The sequence below is a fragment of the Verrucomicrobiia bacterium genome, assembly GCA_035495615.1.
In the GTDB taxonomy this organism is placed as follows: domain Bacteria; phylum Omnitrophota; class Omnitrophia; order Omnitrophales; family Aquincolibacteriaceae; genus DATJFP01.
On sequence record DATJFP010000097.1, the window covers coordinates 25246 to 46846 of the forward strand.

Here is a 21601-nt window from a genome sequence, read left to right on the forward strand (position 1 = left end):
CGTCATGGAAAAAGGGCTTTTGTCCATCATCTTGCATGCCCACTTGCCTTTCGTGCGGCATCCCGAGCACGAATATTTCCTGGAAGAAAATTGGTTTTACGAGGCGATCACCGAGACTTACGTCCCGCTGATCAACATGTTCGAAGGCCTGGAAAAAGACAGGGTGGCGTGCCGCATCACCATGTCGCTCACGCCAACACTGATTTCGATGCTGCGGGACGGCCTGCTCCAGGATCGTTACGTACGCCACATCGACAAGCTGATCGAACTGGCCAACAAAGAGGTGGAACGCACCCGGTTCCAGCCGGAATTCAACGAAACCGCGCTTCATTATTATTGGCATTTTACGCAGGCGCGGGAGACTTTTGTGAACCGCTACGGCAGGGACCTCACCACCGCGTTCAAGAAATTCCAGGACGCGGGGCTGCTCGAAATCATTACCTGCTCGGCCACGCACGCGTTTCTCCCGCTCAATCACCGGACCGGCGCTTCGGTGCGCGCGCAGATTTCCACCGCGGTCCGGCAGTATGAAGACGTGATGGGGCGCAGGCCTGCCGGCATCTGGCTTCCCGAATGCGGCTATTATCCCGGCGTGGACTCGTTCCTCAAGGAAGAGGGCATCCGCTATTTCCTGGTCGACACGCACGGGCTTCTCTACGCGTCGCCGCGTCCCAAGTACGGCATTTTCGCGCCGGTCTATTGTCCGTCGGGCGTGGCGGCTTTCGGGCGCGACGTGGAATCTTCCAAGCAGGTCTGGTCCGCCATCGAAGGCTATCCCGGCGACGCGGACTACCGCGAATTTTACCGCGACATCGGCTTTGACCTCGACTACGACTACATCAAGCCCTACATTTCTCCCGACGGTCTGCGGGTCAATACAGGCATCAAGTATTACCGCATCACGGGCTCGAACCACAAGCAGCCTTATGTCCGTTCGCGCGCCGTGGAAAAAGCCGCGAGTCATGCCGGCAATTTCATGTACAACCGCGAAAAGCAGGTGGAATACCTGTTCGAATTCCTCGGGCGCAAGCCGGTCATCGTGGCGCCCTACGACGCGGAACTCTACGGCCACTGGTGGTATGAAGGCCCCGAGTTCCTGAACTTTCTCATCCGCAAAGTCGCGTTCGACCAGAAGACGGTACGCCTGGCCACGCCGTCGGACTACCTGAGGGAATATCCGGTCAACCAGGTTTCCACACCTTCCACGTCGAGCTGGGGGTACAAGGGTTACGCGGAAACGTGGCTGAACGACACCAATGGCTGGATCTACAAGCATCTGCACAAGGCGGCGCTGCGGATGAGCGAATTGGCCAACCGCTTCAAGGATCAGGATCCGCTGAAGCAGCGGGCACTCAACCAGGCCGTGCGCGAACTCTTTCTCGCGCAGTCGAGCGATTGGGCTTTCATCATGCATACCGGCACCATGGTCCCGTACGCGGAAAAAAGGACCAAGGACCACATCCTCAATTTCACCAAGATCTACGACGACCTGATGCAAAACCAGGTCAACGAAAGCTGGCTGGCGGAATTGGAAAGCAGGGACAACATTTTCCCCAAAGTGGATTATCACGTCTTCTGCGGGGAATAACCCCCGTTCAAACCGAAAGGAGCACGACATGCGAGATGAATATAATGCCATCGGCGAAGCCGCCGGAAAAATCTACCGCGCCCTCGAACAGGGGGAACAGGCAGTTTCCAAACTGCAGAAAGCCTCCCAGGTCAGCGATGAAGCGCTTTTCAATCAGGCGCTCGGCTGGCTCGCGCGCGAAGAGAAAGTCACGTTCAAGGCCGGAAAGACGCCGAAAGTGGCGCTTTGTTCCGCCGGAGCGGTCCGCTAATCCGCGGCAGGGGAGAGATTCCTGTTCGCGGGAATCTCTCCTTGTCCGTGTCCCCAAGCCCCCAACGGGCTCGAAGCAGTTTCTTTTTGCAATTCCAGCGTTCCTTCAGCATAATCTTTCAGGGACGTCCCTTCACCGTTATATCCCAGGCATTTAGGAATCGTTCATGACAAAACCGGTCTGCATTTGCTTTCACGGGCATTTTTACCAGCCCCCGCGCGAAAATGCCTGGATCGAAGACATCGAACGCCAGGAAAGCGCCGCCCCTTTCCACGACTGGAACGAGCGCATCTATTCCGAGTGCTACCTCCCCGGCGCGCGCGCCCGCGTCATCGGCCACGACGGCAAGATCGTGGACATCGTCAGCAATTACGAAAAAATGAGTTTCAACTTCGGGCCCACGCTCATGTCCTGGATCGAGATCAAGCATCCGGACACCTATCAGGCCATCCTCCAGGCCGACCGGCACAGCATGAAGATGCACCAGGGGCACGGCAACGCCATCGCTCAGGCTTACAATCACGTGATCCTGCCGCTCGCGAATGCGCGCGACAAAAAAACTCAGGTGCACTGGGGCCTGCGGGAATTCCGGCACCGTTTCGGGCGCGAGGCCGAGGCTATGTGGCTTCCGGAAACGGCCTGCAATGAAGAAACTCTGGAGGCGCTGGTGGAAGAGGGCGTGAAGTTCATCCTCCTCGAGCCGCATCAGGCCGAAGAAGTGAAGCCGCTTGCCGGCGGCGAATGGCGCGGCGTGGGTTCCGGACAGATCGACCCGCGCCATGCTTACCGCTGCTTCCTCAAGAAAGACCCGTCCAAGCACATCGACATTTTTTTCTACGACGGCCCGATTTCCAAGTCCATCGGTTTCGAAAGCGTGCTTGCCGACGCCAAGCACCTCATGCACCGCATCGAAGGCGCGATCGTGGACCACGGACACAAGCCGCAGCTCATCCATGTCGCGACCGACGGCGAAACTTACGGCCATCACAAGCCGTTCGGCGAGCGCAGCCTCGCGTACTTCCTTTATACGATGGCCCGGGAGAAGGGCTACCGCGTCGTCAATTACGGGGAATACCTCGAAGAGAACCCGCCCGCGTTCCAGGTGCGCATCAAAGCCGGCGAGAACGGCGAGGGCACGTCCTGGAGCTGCGCGCACGGGGTCAAGCGCTGGAAGGAGCATTGCGGGTGCCGCGGCGGCGGGCCGGGGGAATGGACGCAGCATTGGCGCAAGCCTTTGCGCGACGCGCTCGACTGGCTGCGTGATGAGCTCGCAAAAGTTTTCGAGGCGCAGGGCGCGCCGTACCTCAAGGACGTCTGGGAGGCGCGCGACGATTACATCCACGTGATCCTCGACCGCAAGCCGCCCGTCGTTAAGGCGTTCTTCACGCGGCATGCCACGCACGCGCTCGCGCGCAAGGACATGACCTTGTGCCTGCAGCTTTTGGAGATGCAGCGCCACGCCATGCTGATGTACACGAGCTGCGGCTGGTTTTTCACCGAGATCTCGGGCATCGAGACCGTGCAGATCCTGCAGTACGCGGCCCGCGCCATGCAGCTTGCCCAGAGCGTCTCGGGCGTGAACCTGGAGCCGCAGTTCCTGGAAAAGCTCGCGCTCGCCAAAAGCAACGTCGAGGCTTACAAGGACGGCCGCGGCGTTTACGAGCAGCTGGTCAAGTCGAGCATCGCGACGCTCGAGCACATCGTAAGCTATTACGCGATCGGGTCGATCTTCGAGGATTATTACCCGCACAAGGAAAACCTCGATATTTACAGCTTCAACCTGCAGGTGGTCCAGCAGCGCAAGGAATCGTCCGGGAACGTGACGCTCAACATCGGCCGCGTGAAGATCACCTCCAAGGTCACGCTCGACGAGAAAGACCTGATCTTCGTGGCCGTGCAGATCGGGCTTTACGATTTCCGCTGCTCGGTCAAGGCGTTCGCGACCGACCGGGAACTGGAGAAGCTGGACCAGGAACTCTTCGACGAGCTGCACACGGGACACATCATCGAGCTGTTCAAGACGCTCGACCATTACTTCGGGGAAAAATATTTCGCGCTGAAAGACCTGCTGCTGGAAGACCGCCTCAGGATCATCACGCGGCTCACGCGCGAGCAGATCGAAAAGGTCAGCAAGTTTTACGAGCGGGTCTACGACGAAAACCGCAAGATCAACGAGATCTACCGCTCCATCAACCTGCCTATCCCTTCGGAATTCCGTTACGCGGCCGAGCACGTGCTCGCCAAAAGGCTGATGGAGGTGCTCCAGCAGCTTTCCAAACAGGGATTCCCGATCCGCAGGATGACCGCGGCAAACCGCATCATCGACGCGGCCAAATCGCTGAATGTGGAAATCACCAAGGGGCAGATCACCGAGTACCTGAATGCCGAACTGCGGCGGACGATCCAGCGGTTCGTCCAGAAGCCGGGGACAGACCTCATCCAGGAATGCCTGTGCATCTACAAACTTTCCAAAAGGATCGGGATCGAACTCAACCCCATGGACGCCCAGGACGATCTGTTTCAGCGGGTGCGGCATTGGCGGGAAAATCCCCAGGACATTCCGCCGGCCATCATGCCGTACGCCAATCAGTTTCTCCAGCTCATGGCGTCGCTGCATCTTTCGACCGCAGAATTGAAAAAACTGATGCAGAAATCGATGGCTTAACCCGGGAGACCGCCCATGTGGGATACCCTCCGCCAGATCGGATTGGCGGGCCTTGTCGACATCGGCTTCATGTCGCTTATCCTCTACAGCGTCCTCGTCTGGATCAAGAGGACGCGGGCCGCTTTTGTCCTGACGGGCATTATCATCATCTTCGGCGTTTACCTCCTGTCACGGCAATTCAACCTCGTCCTCACGTCCACGATCCTGGAAAATTTCTTCGCCATCATCCTGGTGGCGCTGGTCGTGATCTTCCAGGAAGAACTGCGGCATTTTTTCGAGCGCGTCGCGGTCTTCAGCTTCAATCCGAGGCTCCGCTTCCAGGGACGCAACCAGCTCTCGCGCGAGGAAACCGAGATTCTCGTGCGCACGCTCATGGACCTGGCCAAAGAGCGCATCGGCGCGCTTGTCGTGCTCAAAGGCAGCGACATCCTGGCGCGGCACCTGGAAGGCGGCATACGCCTCGGCGGCGAGATCAGCGAGGCGCTTTTGAAAAGCATCTTCGATCCGCATTCCATCGGCCATGACGGCGCGGTCGTCGTCGAAAAAAAGAAGATCACGCAATTTTCGGTTTACCTGCCGCTGACCAAAAACCTCCGGAACCTCGGAAAGGGCGGGACGCGCCACGCCGCGGCGCTCGGCCTCAGCGAATTGTGCGACGCGATGTGCCTTGTCGTTTCGGAGGAGCGGGGCACAATCTCCATGGCCCGCCACGGCAACATCTCGGTCGTGCGCAACGCGGAAGAGCTTGCCGTCATCATCGAGCGCTTCTACCAGGAAACCGACCCGCGCAAAGAGCCGCGGCCCTGGCAGGATTTCTTCAAGCAGAACAGCCAGGAAAAGCTCGTGGCATTTCTCCTGGCCCTCGCTTTCTGGTTCGTCTTCGCCCACGGCTCCGAACCGTCCAGCCGTTCTCTCCAGATCCCGGTTTCCACGGAAAAACTGTCCTCGCCGTGGAGCGTCGAAGTCATGGAGCCCAAGGAAGTGGAGCTGACCTTCCGCGGGCCGCGCAAGGCCTTTTATTTCTGGGGCCACGGCAAAGTCAGGATGTCCCTGGGCGTGCGCAAGGAAGAGGGCGTCCACAAGATCCGGCTGACCCCCCAGAATTTTTCTTTTCCCAAAGACCTCGTGCTCGAATCCATCAATCCCGATGAAGTGCGCCTCAACGTCGACAACACGCAGACGGGCAAGGGATGATCAAAAAAGCGACGCCGAGGCCCGGTTATTTTTCAGGCCTTGCTTATCTAATTCCCGGCCGCCCCCCCAGAGAAAAAGAAGTGAATTTATTTTCCGGAAAGCCGTCCTTTTAGAGGTTGGCAATGACTAGGCCCCGTGCTTTGGCAGGTTATAAGACGCAGGAAGGCCGGGCGTAAACTCTTTGTAAATGACTGCGTATGCGGCTTTTGGGAAATTTTAAGGGCCAAAAATTCATTGCAATTTAAAGGAGCAATGATCAGAATAGCGCTTCTATGAACACACTCTTCATCCCCCCCTCGCCTCGGAGGTTTTCCATGAAAAAGATTTTTTCCATCGCCTTTTTTGTCCTCATTCTGGGTTTGCCCGCGTCGTCGCAGGCCGCGACCTACAATCTGGATGCAGACCACACCACCATCAATTTCAAAGTCCATCACCTGATTTCGTGGGTGAACGGCCAGTTCAAACAGTTTGAAGGCACATTCGATTACGAACCCGGCAAGCCGGAGACCTGGAAGGCGAAGGCCACGATCCAGGCCGCGAGCATCGATACCGGCGTGGCGCCGCGCGACAAACACCTGCGCAGTCCGGAGTTTTTTGACGTCGATCAATTTCCCACGCTCACATTCGAGAGCACCAAGGCCACGGCGGTCGACGACAAGCACGCGAAGCTCGAGGGCAACCTCACAATTCACGGCGTGACCAAGCCGGTCGTGCTCGACGTTGAGATCCTGGGCGAAGTCAAAGATCCGTGGGGTAATCAGCTCGCGGGCTTCACCGCGACCACCACCATCAACCGCAAGGATTTCGGGCTGACCTGGAACAAGACCGTGGAAACCGGACAGCTCCTTGTGGGCGAAGACGTGCAGATCACGATCGAAGTTTCCGGCATGAAGGCAGGGGCCGAGCAGGCGCCGGCGGCATCATAAGAAGAGCAGAGAAAAAGTCAGTGCAGCAACATCCGGGATTAAAGCCCCGGGTGAAGTCAACCAGCAGTACAAAGGAGGATTCAATGGAAAAGAACAAGAAGAAGGCTTTATTGGCTGCTTCCATGGCCGGTCTCATGGCCGTCGCGGGCGCTGTGATTCTGCCCGGACTCGCCCATGCGGAAGGCGTTCAGTGCCATGGCGTGAACAGCTGCAAAGGCACGGGCGAATGCGGCGGCAAGGGTCATAGCTGCGCCGGTAAGAACGCCTGCAAGGGCCAGGGCTGGATCACGGCTGCCGATGACGCTGCCTGCACGGCTCAGGGCGGCACGCTGAAAGAAGCGGCTGAATAATTAAACGCCGAGGTTGACGTGAAAGCGCAACAGGACAACAGTGCCTCCCCGTCGTGGCCGGTTCTTGGCTGCGGCGTGGGCCTCCGTTCGGACCACTACAATGATGTTCTGCGCGAGTGGCCGAAAATGGACTGGTTCGAGGCCGTCACGGAAAACTACATGGATTCCGGCGGCAGGCCTCTCCACATCCTGGAGCAGGTACGGCGCCGTTATCCTGTTGCGCTTCACGGCGTTTCCCTTTCCATCGGGTCCATGGACCCGCTCCATCCCGGTTACCTCCAGCGCCTGAAGGCGCTCGTCGAACGCATCGAACCTTTCGCCGTTTCCGACCACCTGTGCTGGTCCGGCATCGATACCCAGCAATTGCACGATCTTCTGCCGCTGCCGTACACCGAAGAGTCGGTGAGGCACGTGGTGCGGCGCGTGGACCAGGTGCAGGAACTCCTGCGCCGTCCCATCCTTCTGGAAAACGTTTCCACGTATGTGACCTACAAGCATTCCACGATGAAGGAATGGGATTTTCTCAGTGAAGTGGCCGCGCGTTCGGGCTGCGGCATCCTGCTCGACCTCAATAATATTTACGTGAACTCCCGCAATCACGGCTTTGATCCCAAGGAATACCTCGACGCAATCGACGGCTCCAAGGTCGCTCAGTACCACCTCGCCGGCCACACGGACATGGGCGATTTTCTTTTCGACACGCACACCGGCGAAATCATCAATCCCGTCTGGGACATTTACAAAGACGCGCTTGCAAGGTGGGGGAAAGTCTCCACGCTGATCGAATGGGACGAAAAGATCGAGGAATATTCGAAGCTCTCAAGGCAGGCGGAAATGGCGCGCGCGCTTTACGACCGTGCCGGCACCGCGCGGCAGAAGGCGCCGGTCCGCGTATCGCTCGATAAAGCGCCTGAGGCTGGGCCCTCGCTTCTGGAATCGCAGCGCTGGATGAAAAGCTACATCCAGCCGCACGGCTCCCAGGAACCTCATCAGGAAGGATCGTTACTTAATCGCCAGGGCCGGGCGAGCGGGGAAGAACGCATGGATGTTTACGCGGGCGGTTATGCCGCGCGCATGCGCGACGCGCTGGACGATGTTTACGAAGCGCTCAACCGCATCCTGGGCGAAAAACTTTTCTGGGAGATGGCGCAGGCTTACGCCGCGGAATACCCGTCGCAGGAATATAACCTGAGCCTCGCCGGCCGGCATTTGCCGGAATTTCTCCAAAAGCAAAATCCGATCACGGCAAAGTTCCCGTTCCTGCCGGACCTCGCCGCGCTGGAAAGGCTTGTGGCCGCGTCGTTCCATGCGTTCGACGAAAAGCCGCTTGCGCCGTCGGACCTTGCCGGGCTTTCGCCGGACGATTTCGAGAGGATCCGCATTTTCTTCCAGCCTTCGGTGGCCGTCATGAAGTCCGCGTGGCCGGTTTGCGATTTGTGGGAAGCAAGGAATGCGCCCGCGGGAAAACTTAACGTCCCATTCGAAGGCCGGCCCCAGAACGTGCTCGTCGGCCGCCGGGACCTGAAAGTCCATTGCCAGGTCCTCGACGGCCGCCAGGTCCTGCTCCTGGAACTCCTGCTTTCCGGAAAAACCCTGGGCGAGGCGTGCGAAATCCTGCTGCAGGGCGGGGACGAACCTCTGCCCGTGTCCGAGTGGTTCGCGCAGTGGATGGCCGCGGGCTTTTTGCGCGGCTACGAGATCGCGCATCCGGCCGACGCGGCCGGAAACGGCTAGCCTCCTGACAACCCGATTTCAACCGTGGCGGGCTGAGTGACTTCGAGCTCCCAATCCAATCCCAACGGTTCGAGCTCCTGGAAAGTTTTCGCTTACATCGCCGTTCCCGCGGCCCTTGCGTTTCTTCTCATCCTCAAGGTGTTCCTGATCTCCGGATGCTTTGCCTTCGACGCGAATGACGACGCGGGCTACACGTTCCTGAGCCTTGCCGCCGCGCGCCATGTGCTCCGGCAGGGCGCGTTGCCGCTTCTGAATCTCTATCATGCTTTCGGGACGCCGATCCCGGGCGACTGCCTCACGTTTCCGTTTGCCCCGCAGGCCGTCACGTATGCGTTCCTGCCCGGCAAGTACGCGATGACCGTGAACCGTTTCGTGCTGGCCTGGATTACCGTGGCCGTCCTGACGCTCTATTACCGCCGGCGCCTGCCGCATCCCTGGGCCTCGTTCTGCGCGGTGCTCGCGTTTCTCACCCCGGGCGCGCTGTGGAATTTCGCGCACCATCACTATCAGACCGCGCTTCTTTTCTCCGCGGCGCTTTTGCTTTTCGAGGAGCGCTTCATCGAAAACGGGAAAAAGCGCGACGCGGTTTTCTTTTACGCGGCCGCGGTGCTGATGATCCAGAGCCTCAGCATGATGATCGTGCTGATCGCCGTTTTTTTCTCGGCGGCGAACGCCTTTTTCGAAGCCGGAAAGGAAAGAAGGCCCCGCGCGCTGCGCATCGCCGCGCTTCTTGCCGCGGCCTTTGTTTTCCAGATTCCGGAAGTCCTGTCCTTCCTGGCGCAGGCCGCGGGAAGCCTGCGCGCGTCTTCGGGGTTCGGCATCGAAATCCCGCCGCGCCGGATGCTGGCAGGCATCCTGGGCGGCCTCACGGATTTCCGGCATCTCCACGAAGCCTGGATTTATTTTCCGCTGCCGCTCATGGCCGCGGTGGCCGCGGGATGGAAAAAGACGGGCCGAGGCGCCGTGAAAATTCTGACCCTTGGCGTCCTGCCGCTTTTCGGCGTTACGGTGCTGCTCATGTGCCAGCGCCTTTATTGGGCGATCCCGTATTTGAAATCGACGGACATCACGCGGTTCTGGTGGGTCTCCAATATTTTCCTGATGGCGGCGCCGGGCGCTTTTTTTGCCGGCCTGAAGGAAAGGACGGTGCGGCAGGCCGCCCTTTTTGCTTCCGCCGTCTTCGCGGGCTTTCTGCTTTCGCAGCTCGCCGTCGATTACCGGACGCTCGACCGTTTCGTTCGCGAACCGGTTTTTATTTTCACGGTGCTGGCGATGGCGTATGCCGCTTTTCTCGCGCTGGGCGGAGAAGCGAAGGCCGCGGCCGTTTCCAAAATCTTTTCCGCGCTCATGGCGCTGACGGTGCTTGCCGCGCTGTACCCGGTGGTCCGCCATACCCTGGGCTTCGAGGATCTGAAAAAATGCCGCGTCTCGCATTGGTTTTCCGACGCCGCGGACCAGGATTACGCGCTGCAGCCGCTCGTGCCGTTTCTCCAGCCGGGTTCGCGCATCACGCACGAAGCGCACATGGTTTACCGCCACGACGCGAAGGTGAATGCCAACGGCCTTTTCGGCGCGCAGCCCGTGACGCCGCTGCATTACCGCCCTTTTGACGAATATCTCATCGGCCGGGGGCTCGTACAGAAAGAAACGGACACGTACGGGCTCGGCCAGTACCATTTTATCCAGCCGTGGAGGGCGGACGCTCTCCGCGATCTCGGCATCCGCTACGTGGTGCAGGGCGGACGTAACCCGCAGGCCGAAAGCGAGGGCTGGAAAAACGTGACGAATTACGCCGTGCTTTCCCTTTATGAAAATCCGCGGCCCGTCAGCCTGGCGTATCTCGAAGAGGGAAGCTCGAGGACGGCGCTGCCGCAGGAAGCGATCCGGTTCCGCCGCAACGGCCTGGAAGCCGCGCTGCCGGCGCTGGAGAGGGAAGAAGAACTCGTGGCGGCTTTTGCGGCAAGGCCCGGATGGAAAGCGCGTGTCGATGGAAACCTTCGGGCCCTGGACTCTGCGGCCGGGGAAGCGCCGCTTCTCCGCGTGAAGGTCGGGCCCGGCAATCATGCCGCCTCTTTCGATTACGAACCGTTCAGCCTGGGACAGGTTTTGCTTTGCGCGATTTTATCGCTGGGAATTTTGGGGCTCGCGCTTCGGCGCGCGTCTTGAGAAGGGATCAGGCCCGCTTTTTCGCGAGCATCACGATGCTGGAGCCGAAGGGAAGCGAAAGCCCGCGCGCCATCCACGCGGCTTCCTGGTAAACGGCCCAGCGGCAAAGGTCATTGACCGGCCCGGGCGGGATTTCGTTGAAGGATTTCTTCTCGCCGCGCCGCAGCAGCCGATCCAGCCTGTCGAAAATCACCAGCCCCAGCTTCAGCGGAAAAAGAAGAAGATTGTAGTAAGTGAAATAAACGATCTCGAATTTTTCCCGGAACAATTTGTCCATCATGACGCGGTTGTAGCGCCGGTAATGATGGACGACCTCGTCCATTTGCGTCCAAAGCCACTGATGGGCCGGCGTCGTGATCAGGACGTGGCCGCCTTTTTCGAGATGCTGGTCAAACCATTCCACGGCCTCGGCGTCGTTTTCGATGTGCTCGAAGACTTCGATCAGGACGATCAAATCAAAACGGCGTTCGAGTTTCTGCGGCAGTTTCCATTGGCGCACCTCCGCCGACCCCCGGAATTTTTCCGCGACATACGCCACCGCGTCCTCATTGAGCTCGAGCCCTGTCACCTTGCCGTATTGCTGCAGCGTGGGAATGTTGCAGCCGTAGCCGCAGCCGACGTCCGCGATGCTGAGAGGGCGCGCCGGGGCCAGGTGCTTTTCGATGACGGTCTGCACGATTTTTTTGCGCCCCTGCCAGAGCCAGTGTTTGTCCTGAACGTCTTTCATGAGGCGGTATTCGGAGATTTCCATGGTTATTTCCTTTTGAACAGGATGTACGGGCCCCAGGACTGCACGGGCTGGTAGTGCGAAAACAGGAATTCTTCCAATCCTAAATAGACTAGCATAATGTTCAACTTGAAGGGGCCATTGTCCTTGTAAGTCAGGATCCAGTCGGGCGGATTGTTCTGGATGTTGTGCGAAACCGCTTCCTGCTGTTTGCCGGGCTGCGGCTGGTCCTGGAATTTGAACTGGAAGCTGACGCCGGGATACGGCACGCGGCCGGTCAGCGCGTACAGGACGTGCAGGTTCGTGAGCACGAGAAAGGAATCTTTCTGGGGAATGTGGTCGCGGACATACGGCGCGATGGCCTCCAGGTTCCGGCCCCAGATCTCGTAAACGTGCCAGCCCTGCAGCGGCCCTTCCTGCATCGTGTAATCGCAGCAGCGCCCGTATATCGAATGCGTCTTCCGGCCGCTGATCGATTCGCAGGCGTAGCCCACGCAGCGCGCGGTCTGGAACAGCACGAGAAAAGAAAGCAGCGCGGCCCCAGCCTTGAAAAGAGGGGATTTCCTTCCGCCTTCGGCGGCATCGCTTTGGAAGATTACGCAGAAGCCGAGCGCGACGATCATGCCCAGAAGCGGCATGTGGCCGGGATGGCGGTGCGAGCCGGTAATGTGCGAGAAAATCGCGGTCATGGCCACGCCCGCCAGCAGCACGTAGAATTCGCGGAGTTTCCAGAGGCTGCGCCGCGCGAGCCAGGTTCCGGCCAGAAGCGGCAGCCAGTAGCCGTGATTCAGCCATTCGCCCGGCGAAGTCATGCGCTGGAAGCGGCTGCCCATATTGTTATTGTAGTAATCGAAGTTGTTGACGAGAAAGGCCGGAATGTCGCCGATCAGATGCAGGCCGAGGAGCGCCGTGGCCCAGCAGCCGGCGGCGTAGCCGAAAAATCCCCAGGCCCGGAACTCGCGGTTGACCAGAAAAAAGACCAGGAAGACGAAGCCGAACAGGAGTCCGTCATTGAGCTTCGTCAGTACCGCGCTCAGCGCAAGAAATCCGGTGGCGAAGCCGGTCCAGAACGCAGCCTCGCGGCTCGTGAAAGGCATGCGCGCCAGAAGCAGGCAGGTCCCGACGATGCCCCAGAAGCTGACGTAAGTGTCGTACGTGGGAAAGGCGTAAAACCAGTTGAAGCCGCACGCGGTCATGAGCGCTGCGAGAAAGGCGAACGGCCAGGGAATCCATTTCTTCGCGGCGGCATACACCACCAGAGTCGCGAGCGAGCTGGTCACGACGAGCAGCGTCAGGATCGCGGCCTTGCCGAATCCCAGGATCTTGAAAAGCAGGGCGAGTGTGTCCACGTAAAGGGGCACGGCGTGGAAATGAAAATCCACGTAAAGGCGCTGGCCCATCGTGATGCGCCAGGCCGTGTTCAAAAAGCCGCCGTAATCTTCGGGATCGAACCCGTACAGCATCGCCTTCTTGAGCAGCGCGAAATTCACGAGCAGGAGCGCGGCGAGCGCGAGCCATTCCGCGAGCGCGGGATATCTTGCCGTATTTTGGACCGTCGGCTTGTTCATGATTTTGAAAATCCTGTTTTTCCGAAGGTTAGGGCGCGCGTCTCAGCGGCATCAAGGCGTCCGCGGCGAAAACAAAGAGTGCCAGCGTGAAAAAGATACCATACGCGGCCACGGTAACGCTGCGGAAACTTTCGCCGTCATTCCAATAATATAATTTCACGCGATGCCTGCCGTGCGGAACAAAAACAGCCTTGAAGCCGACGTTCGCGTGGTTGACCGCCGTTTGTTTTCCGTCGACGGACGCATGCCAGCCCGGATGCCAGGCATCCACGTAATAAAGCCAGGCGCCTTTCGGATAAGTGACGTCCGCCTCCGCCTCCAGGCGGTTGAAAGAAAAGTCCGTGACCTTGACGCGGCCCGCTTCCGCATTCGGCGCGGGAGTCCAGGATGCCTGGATTTCCGCGGGGATGCCTTCAAGGAAAACTTTTTCCGGCTCGCGATTCAGCCGGAAAAGGCTTTGTCCGGCCGACTCGGTGCTGGGCGAAAACTCGACGTCGGTGACAAGCCGCAGCTTCGGCCCTTCGCAGCCCACGGTGCCGAAGCACGAGCTGCGCGCGATCATGAAAAACTTTCCGAACCATTCATTCCATTCGAAGTTGGTGTACTCCTCGGCGTGATAAGTGTCAAAGAAAAGGAAGTTGTAGATTTCCTTCTGGAACCGCGCCGGGCTGCGGTTCAAAAGCTCTTCGGCCTCGACCATGCGGGGCTGGGTTCCCTTCAGGCCCCGCGCCTCCTGATATTGAAACGGGAAAACCTCGAGAAGTTCGCGGCTCAGGCTGGCGATGCGCATGGGCCAGGTCTTGAAAAAAGCGGCCTGGAAAAGATAAAGGTTTGCCGTAAGGGCGGCCACGGCAATCAGTCCGCTCAAGCGGGGAAAACGGAAGGCCAGGAGAACCGCGAGGCCGCCGGCGGCCGTGATCACGAGGCCCTGCGAAAAAACCTGCGGCCACAACACCCAGTTGTCCGCCTGCATGGCGTCGAACGGCAGGCGCATCCAGACCATGAACCCGAGGACGACGGCAAGGCTGGCCGGAAAAGCGAGGAGCACGCGCCGGCGCGCGGAGGAACCGGCCTCCGCCGCATGCGCCAGGAAATGATCGAGGCCGAAACCCGCAAGCAAAATAAGAAACGGCCGCATCAGGCCGCCGAGAATGCCCACGTAACGGAAAAGGCGGATGGGCGGAAAAATTTCGTAGATGAATTCCGCGATGGGCGTGTTTGCGCCGAGAGAGAGCGCGCCGATCAGAAAGAGCGACGCGGCGAGCGCCGCATGAAAAAGATTCCTTACACAAACGAGGCCGGTCAGGAGAAAGGCAAGCGTGAGCCCGCCGACGAAAACGCTCATCTTCAGCGGCACATAGGACGGGTAAAGGGCCGTCAGGAATTTTTCCGGCCCGGTATAGCCGCCGTGCTGGAGGAAAAGCTGCAGCGGCACCGTGAAATCGGAGCTTCTTCCTTGCTGCATGCTGTCGATGTGGTCGTACATGTGAAGCGCGAAAAGGACAAACAGGCCGGCCACGGCGAGAAAGGCCGCGGCGCCCGCGGCATTAGGCCCTTCCGGCGCGAAGAGTGTTTTGAAGAGCGTCCTTTTGCGGAAGATCATGAAAACGAGAAAGACGGAGACGATTAGCATGTTGAGCGCCGCGAAATAAGGCGGAATCCCGAATTGCACGGTGACCGACACGAGGCCCGCAAGCCAGAGGTAAACCGCTTTTTCTCTTTTATAGAAAAGGACCAGGAAGTAAAGGATGAGCGGCAGCAGGTAGAAGATCCGGAAATTCCAGTAGACGTTCGTCAGCCAGATCGTGCTTCCCACCATCGCGACGGAGCAGAAAAGGACGGAGGCGCGTTTTTTGAAAAGTTCGCCGCCCAGAAGGGAAGTGCCGAGAACGAGCATGCCTTCTTCCAGCAGGATGGAAAATTTAAAAAGGAAATTAACGTCCCGGATGCGCAGAAGGCCGCCCGCGAGGCCCGCGAAGTATTGGGCCGGGGTGAAGGTGTCGAGCTGCGCGTAGTCCATCGATATCCCATAAACGCCGTACGGGAACCACTGGGCCAGCTCATGATGGAAGAAAAAGTTGGTGTAATAGGTGTAAAAGCGCTGGAAAACGTAGATGGTATCGCCCTGGTACCAGACATGGCGGTCCCAGACCGGGAAGCGGAAGAGGGCCCAGGCCAGCAGCAGGAATAAAACTTCGGGCGCCCGGAAAAGGGCTTTTTTGTCGAAGCTGAGGGTTGTCTTCATGAAGTCGGGTTTTAGCCGGGTGGAATCCAGGAACCCGGCTGCCCCGCTTGCCGGGACAAAATTTACTACGACATTTTTCGGAACTTACTGAATTTTAATCTTTTAAGCGTTCGAGCCGATAATATTGTTTCCTGAACCGGCCTTTTGGCCGTCGGAAAGGAAGGACATGAACGCGCAAAATCGTGACCCCAAAGTCACGCTGGCCGTCTATACCCTCAATGAAATTGACGGGATGCGCGCGGTCATGCCCAAAGTCCGCAAAGAGTGGTGCGACGAAATCATCGTGATCGACGGCGGGTCCACGGACGGGACGGTCGAGTACGCCAGGGAGCAGGGCTATGCCGTTTACCGGCAGAAAGAGCCGCGGTGGGGCGGCGCGCACCGGGAGGCTTACAGCCGGGCCGCGGGCGACATCGTGATCGATTTTTCCCCGGATGGGAATTCCGTGCCGGAACTCATCCCGCAGCTCGTGGCCAAGATCAAAGAGGGATACGACATGGTCATTGCGTCGCGTTATACCGGAGGCGCCAAAAGCGACGACGACACCGCGGTGACGGGCTTCGGCAACAGTCTTTTTACATTTCTGGTGAACTTGCTTTTCGGCTGCCGGTATACGGATTCGCTGGTCATTTACCGCGCCTTCACCCGCCCGTTTCTCGAAAAAGCGGGGGTCGTCAACTGCAGCCTGCCGCAATGCGTGACCGTCCTGACCTGCATCCGGGCGGCGAAAATCAAGGCCAGGACCGCGGACGTGCCCGGGGACGAGCCTCCCCGCATCGGAGGCCACCCCAAGATGAACCCCTTGATCGACGGGCTGCGCGTGCTGGCCGTGATTTTTAAGGAATTTTTTATTCGCGATTTTAAAAAAAGCTGCGTTTCCCAGAACATTCAAGCGTGAGGGTCGCTTTTGTGAGTTTTGGCGGGTACACTAATAGGGACGCGTCATCGCTTAACCGGTTATCCACCTCCTCGAGGGTTTCATGATCATCAGCAGGACCCCCTTCAGGATTTCTTTCTTCGGCGGCGGCAGCGACTATCCGGCCTGGTACTCCAAGTACGGCGGCAAGGTCATTGGCACGACCATCGACAAGTACTGTTATATCAGCTGCCGTTATCTCCCTCCGTTTTTTACCTATAAACACCGGATCGTGTATTCCAACATGGAATACGTGAACGACCTTTCCGAGATTAAGCATCCGGCCGTCAAAGGAATCCTGGAAACCCTCAAGGTCGACCGCGGCATGGAAATCCATCATGACGGCGACCTGCCGGCGCGTTCCGGGCTGGGTTCGAGTTCGTCTTTTACCGTGGGCCTGCTGCATGCCCTTCACGCGCTGCATGGCAAATTTATTTCCAAACGCGATCTCGCCAACGAGGCCGTGCACATCGAGCAGGAAGTGCTCAAAGAAAACGTGGGCTCGCAGGACCAGATCCTCGCGGCTTACGGAGGCTTCAACATGATCGAGTTCCACCAGGGCGGCACGTACGATGTCCAGCCCGTGATCCTGCCCAAAGAACGCCTCACGGAATTCCAGCAGAACCTGATGCTCTGCTTCACAGGCATAACACGCATCGCCTCGACCATTGCCAAGGCGCACATCGACAACCTGGAAAAAAGGAAGCGCGAAATCCAGATGATGCAGCAGATGACCCACGAGGCCATCAGCATCCTGCAAAGCTCCAGCCAGATCGACGAATTCGGCAAGCTTCTCCACGAATACTGGAACTACAAAAAAAGCCTCTCGGACAAAGTGACGACTCCCGAGGTGGACGAAATTTACACCGCCGCGCTCGAGGCCGGAGCCCTGGGCGGCAAGCTGCTCGGCGCGGGAGGCGGCGGATTCATGCTGTTTTTCGCCAAGCCGGAAGCGCAGCAAAAGATCCGGGAAAGGCTCAAAAAACTCGTCCATGTGGGCTTCCGTTTCGAATTTTCCGGAAGCAAAATCGTGATTTACGAACCCTACAACTTCTAGACATGAATAAAGAAAAAGCCAAACAGATTTACCACGATGTTTACCTGGTCCGCCGCTGCGAAGAAAAAATCCGCGACGAATACGCCTCGGACGCGATGAAAACGCCCGTGCATCTGCACGTGGGCGCCGAAGCCATCTGCGCGGGCGTCCTGGCCGCGCTTCCCAAAGGCCTCAAGGTTTTCGGGACTTACCGCAATCACGGGCTCTACCTGCCGCTCACGCAGGACCCGAAATCGTTTTTCGCGGAGCTGTACGGCAAGGCGACAGGCTGCGCCCAGGGCAAGGCCGGTTCCATGCATCTCACCGCGCCCGAGCACGGGCTTTTTCTCACGTCCGCGGTCGTGGCCACGACGATTCCGGTGGCCGTCGGCGCCGCTCTCGCGCATCAGTACCGCAAAGAAAAAAACGTAGTGGCCGTTTTCTTCGGCGACGGCGCCGTGGAAGAAGGTGCGTTCTGGGAAAGTCTGAATTTTGCCTGCCTGAAACAACTTCGCGTCTTCTTTGTCTGCGAGGACAACGACCTGGCCATCCACACGCCGACCGCGCATCGCCAGGGCTTCAAGTCCATTCCCGAAGCGGCCGCGGGCTTCCGCTGCCACATGGCCACCGCGGACGGATGGGATCCGGAAACAGTTTACGCCGCGGCTTCCGGACTTCTTCAGAGAATGGAAGCCGAACCCAAGCCCTGCTTGCTGCATTTCAAATATTTCCGTTATCTCGAGCACGTAGGCGTGGGCGAGGATTTCAAATTCGGCTATCGCCCCAAGCCGGACGAGCCCGCGCTGCAAAAGTATGATCCTCTGAAAGCTGCCGAGCGCATGGCCGCCAATCACGGCCTTTCGGATTCCGACATCCAGAAGATCAACCAGGAAGTGGACGCACTTATCGAGGAGAGCGTGGCCAAGGCCAAGACCGACCCCTTTCCCGACGAACAGGAATTCGGACGCGGAGTCATGAGCTGATGAAAGCCTCCCAGCCGGTTGAAAAATTGAACTGGCCGCTCATGGCAGACAATATTTTGCCCGAAGACCGGCAGGCCGTGATCGAGTTCCTGAAGCACAACGACCGGCTCACGCAGTGGAAAGAAGTGCGCGCGTTCGAAAAGGAATGGTCCGAGTGGATCGGCGTGAAGCACAGCGTGTTCGTCAATTCCGGCGCGTCCGCGAACCTGATCACGCTGGCCGCGCTGAAAGAAATCGCCGGGCCGGGCGAAGTCATCGTGCCGACGCTGACCTGGGTGTCGGACATCGCGTCGGTGCTGCAGAACGGTTTCACGCCGGTATTCGTGGACATCAACCCGCGGCATCTCGGCATGGCCGAAGACGAGGTCGCCAAAAAGATTACGCCGAAGACCAAGGCGGTTTTCCTCACGCATATCCTCGGCTACAACGCGCTGACGGACGGACTGATGAAGACCCTGAAAGAAAAGAATATCCCGCTCATTGAAGACGGCTGCGAGTCGCACGGCGCGCGCTTCAAGGGCAAGAGGATCGGCTCGTTCGGCTGGGCCTCCAACTTTTCCTTTTATTACGCGCATCACCTCAGCACCGTGGAAGGCGGCATGGTGTGCACGAACGACGACGAACTGTACCAGATGATGCGCATGTTCCGATCGCACGGTCTGGTGCGCGAGATGGACGACGAAAGCCTCAAGAAGCGCTATCACGAAAAGTATCCGGACCTCGACACGCAGTTTATTTTTGCATTCCCGGCCTACAACGTGCGCAGCACGGAGATCAACGCGGTATTCGGGCGCAACCAGCTGAAGCGGCTGCAGGACGAGATCGACGAGCGCAATGAAAACCTCAAAGTGTTTCTGGGCGGGCTCGATCCGGCAAAGTACCGCACGGATTTCGAATTGGAGGGCGTGAGCAATTACGCGTTAACGCTGGTGCTCCAGAAAAATTTCACGGACAGGGCGGAGAAGGTCACGAAGATGCTGGTCGAAGCCAACGTCGAATACCGGCGCGGCACTTCCGGCGGCGGCAACCAGCTCCGCCAGCCGTACCTGAAAAGACTTTTCGGGGACGCGTACAAAAACTATCCCGAAGTCGAGCACGTGCACTTTTACGCGTATTACATCGGAAATTATCCCGGCCTGGACAAGGGCTTGATCAAAAAACTCTGCGCCATGCTCAACTCGATCGATTGAGGCCATGAAAAAACACATCACTTACCGCGACGCGATCAACGAAGCCTTGATGGACGAAATGACGGCCGACGACCGCGTGTTCGTCTTCGGCCTGGATGTGCCCGACCACAAGCGCATCTTCGGCAGTACCGCGAACCTCGTCGAAAAATTCGGGCCGGAGCGCTGCTTTGCCACGCCGCTTTCCGAAGACGGCATGACGGGCGTTGCGCTTGGCGCGGCCCTCAGCGGGCTCAGGCCCGTGCACGTTCATATCCGCGTGGACTTCATGCTGCTTGCCATGAACCAGATCGCGAACATGATTTCCTGCGCGCGCTACATGACCGGCGGCAAGGTCAAGGTGCCGCTTGTCATCCGCGCCGTGATCGGCCGCGGGTGGGGCCAGGGCGCGCAGCACAGCAAGACGCTGCAGAGCATTTTCGCGCATATCCCCGGACTCAAAGTCGTGATGCCCACGAACCCGCAGGACGCGTACAGCCTTCTCCGGACTTCGATCCAGGACGAGGACCCGGTCATTTTTCTCGAGCACCGCTGGCTCTACGACGCGTTCGGCGACGTGGACAAGGAATTCAAGATCCCGATCGGCAAGGCGCTGGTCAAGCGTGACGGCACGGACATCACGGTCGTGACGACGTCCTGGATGATGGTCGAGGCCCTGAAGGCGCGCGAGATCCTGATGCGCCGCAACGTGTCCGTCGAAATTGTGGACGTGCGCACGATTGCGCCCGCGGACATGGACACCATCGCCGCGTCCGCGGCCAAGACCGGCCGCTGCATCGTGGCCGACTACGACTGGGTGCCCTGCGGTTTCAGCGCCGAAGTCGCGGCGGAAGTCTCGAAGCGCTGCTTCGGAAAATTGAAGCTGCCCGTCGAAAGGATCGGTTTTGCACCCACGCCCTGCCCGACGACACGTCCGCTCGAAAATCTTTTTTATCCCTCCGCGATCACCCTCATCAGAACCATCGAAAAAATGATGGGCCTTTCGGAAACCGATCTCTCCGGAGAAAAGTTTTATTCCTGGGAAGAGCGGTTCAAAGGGCCTTTCTGACGGAGCCGCATGTTTAAGGGCAGAAAAATTCTCGTCACCGGAGGCACGGGGCTGATCGGCCGGCCGCTGGTGGAAATGCTGATCCAGGAAGGCGCGCACGTGAGGATCGCATCGCTCGACGATCCGTCGCGCGCGCATCCCAAGGCCGAATTCGTCCAGGCGAACCTCATGCATTTCGAGAATTGCGCCAAGGCCTGCCAGGGTATGGACGACGTGTTTCATCTGGCCGGCGTCAAGGGCTCGCCCGCCATGACCGCGAAGAAACCCGCGAGCTTTTTCGTGCCCATGGTGACTTTCAACACCAACATGATGGAGGCCGCGCGCCAGGCCGGCGTGAAGCGCTTCCTTTATACCAGCTCCATCGGCGTGTATGCTCCGGCCGAAGTTTTTCACGAAGATGATGTCTGGAAAACTTTTCCTTCGCCGAACGACCGCTTCGCGGGCTGGGCCAAGCGCATGGGCGAACTGCAGGCCGAGGCTTACCAGATCGAATACGGCTGGAAAGACATCGCGATCGTGCGGCCGGCAAACGTGTATGGCCCCTTCGACAATTTCGACCCGCAGAACGCCATGGTGATCCCGTCGCTCATCCGCCGCGCCATGGACGGCGAGAATCCATTGACGGTGTGGGGCGACGGCTCCGCGGTGCGCGATTTCATCCACGCGCGCGACGTGGCCCGCGGCATGATGCTCGCGCTCGAAAAAGGAGGCGGCCAGCCGCTCAACCTCGGAAGCGGCCTGGGCGTCAGCGTGAAGCAGATCGTGGACATCATCGCGGCCAACATGCCCGTGAAGCCCAAAGTCGTGTGGGACACGTCCAAGCCTTCCGGCGACAAGAAACGGCTGATGGACATGACGCGGGCGAAAGCTCTCGGCTTCGAGCCGAAAGTCTCCATCGAAGAAGGCATCCGCGAAGTCATGGACTGGTATTCGAAAAACCGCGAAGAAGTAAACAAGCGCTACAATGTTTTCACCGAGAAGAAATTTGCGTAAGCGGCTCTGCCGCCGGCGGGTACTC

The 21601-nt window shown here is 58.9% G+C and carries 17 protein-coding genes; 14 read left to right on the plus strand and 3 right to left on the minus strand.

The window, feature by feature from the left end:
- Positions 1–4 precede the first annotated feature (4 nt).
- The 8 genes from VL688_12315 to VL688_12350 all read left to right on the plus strand — a co-directional run bounded on the left by VL688_12315 (position 5) and on the right by VL688_12350 (position 10873).
- Positions 5–1588 (plus strand): 1,4-alpha-glucan branching protein domain-containing protein, encoded by a 1584-nt coding sequence (locus VL688_12315; GenBank protein HTL48835.1) that lies wholly within the window; start codon positions 5–7, stop codon positions 1586–1588.
- A 28-nt stretch (positions 1589–1616) separates the two neighbouring features.
- Positions 1617–1838, plus strand: coding sequence for a winged helix-turn-helix domain-containing protein (locus tag VL688_12320; protein ID HTL48836.1), 222 nt, complete (start codon positions 1617–1619; stop codon positions 1836–1838).
- Positions 1839–2004: 166 nt separating this feature from the next.
- Complete coding sequence (locus VL688_12325; GenBank protein HTL48837.1) at positions 2005–4503, plus strand: DUF3536 domain-containing protein; 2499 nt, start codon at positions 2005–2007, stop codon at positions 4501–4503.
- 15 nt (positions 4504–4518) lie between these two features.
- A complete protein-coding gene (locus VL688_12330) occupies positions 4519–5697 on the plus strand; it encodes a diadenylate cyclase (protein ID HTL48838.1) in 1179 nt (392 codons plus the stop codon).
- Positions 5698–6011: 314 nt separating this feature from the next.
- Positions 6012–6623 (plus strand): YceI family protein, encoded by a 612-nt coding sequence (locus tag VL688_12335; GenBank protein HTL48839.1) that lies wholly within the window; start codon positions 6012–6014, stop codon positions 6621–6623.
- A gap of 134 nt (positions 6624–6757) precedes the next feature.
- The gene (locus tag VL688_12340; GenBank protein ID HTL48840.1) at positions 6758–6973 is read left to right on the plus strand and encodes a hypothetical protein; all 216 of its coding nucleotides are present in this window, start codon (positions 6758–6760) and stop codon (positions 6971–6973) included.
- A gap of 18 nt (positions 6974–6991) precedes the next feature.
- Complete coding sequence (locus VL688_12345) at positions 6992–8707, plus strand: DUF692 family protein (protein HTL48841.1); 1716 nt, start codon at positions 6992–6994, stop codon at positions 8705–8707.
- A gap of 36 nt (positions 8708–8743) precedes the next feature.
- Positions 8744–10873 carry a hypothetical protein gene (locus tag VL688_12350; GenBank protein HTL48842.1) on the plus strand — a complete coding sequence of 710 codons (2130 nt, stop codon included), beginning with the start codon at positions 8744–8746 and terminating at the stop codon, positions 10871–10873.
- A gap of 7 nt (positions 10874–10880) precedes the next feature.
- On the opposite strand, the gene VL688_12355 is transcribed toward VL688_12350, so the two are convergent.
- From VL688_12355 to VL688_12365, 3 genes are read right to left on the minus strand one after another with little or no spacing between them, the layout of a single operon-like run.
- Positions 10881–11624 (minus strand): class I SAM-dependent methyltransferase, encoded by a 744-nt coding sequence (locus VL688_12355; GenBank protein HTL48843.1) that lies wholly within the window; start codon positions 11622–11624, stop codon positions 10881–10883.
- Between the two features lie 2 nt (positions 11625–11626).
- Positions 11627–13168: a hypothetical protein gene (locus VL688_12360; protein HTL48844.1), complete on the minus strand. Its 1542-nt coding sequence runs from the start codon at positions 13166–13168 to the stop codon at positions 11627–11629.
- Between the two features lie 28 nt (positions 13169–13196).
- The gene (locus VL688_12365; GenBank protein HTL48845.1) at positions 13197–15413 is read right to left on the minus strand and encodes a YfhO family protein; all 2217 of its coding nucleotides are present in this window, start codon (positions 15411–15413) and stop codon (positions 13197–13199) included.
- 166 nt (positions 15414–15579) lie between these two features.
- On the opposite strand from VL688_12365, the gene VL688_12370 reads away from it, so the two are divergent.
- The 6 genes from VL688_12370 to VL688_12395 all read left to right on the plus strand — a co-directional run bounded on the left by VL688_12370 (position 15580) and on the right by VL688_12395 (position 21576).
- Positions 15580–16311, plus strand: coding sequence for a glycosyltransferase family 2 protein (locus VL688_12370; protein HTL48846.1), 732 nt, complete (start codon positions 15580–15582; stop codon positions 16309–16311).
- An 82-nt stretch (positions 16312–16393) separates the two neighbouring features.
- Positions 16394–17386: a kinase gene (locus tag VL688_12375; protein HTL48847.1), complete on the plus strand. Its 993-nt coding sequence runs from the start codon at positions 16394–16396 to the stop codon at positions 17384–17386.
- 2 nt (positions 17387–17388) lie between these two features.
- The gene (locus VL688_12380; GenBank protein ID HTL48848.1) at positions 17389–18348 is read left to right on the plus strand and encodes a thiamine pyrophosphate-dependent dehydrogenase E1 component subunit alpha; all 960 of its coding nucleotides are present in this window, start codon (positions 17389–17391) and stop codon (positions 18346–18348) included.
- A complete protein-coding gene (locus tag VL688_12385) occupies positions 18348–19538 on the plus strand; it encodes a DegT/DnrJ/EryC1/StrS aminotransferase family protein (GenBank protein HTL48849.1) in 1191 nt (396 codons plus the stop codon). Before VL688_12380 ends, VL688_12385 begins: the two co-directional genes overlap by 1 nt.
- A gap of 4 nt (positions 19539–19542) precedes the next feature.
- Positions 19543–20583 (plus strand): transketolase C-terminal domain-containing protein, encoded by a 1041-nt coding sequence (locus VL688_12390; protein ID HTL48850.1) that lies wholly within the window; start codon positions 19543–19545, stop codon positions 20581–20583.
- A 9-nt stretch (positions 20584–20592) separates the two neighbouring features.
- Entirely contained in the window at positions 20593–21576 is a 984-nt protein-coding gene (locus VL688_12395; protein HTL48851.1) for an NAD-dependent epimerase/dehydratase family protein, read from the plus strand.
- Positions 21577–21601: the final 25 nt, after the last annotated feature.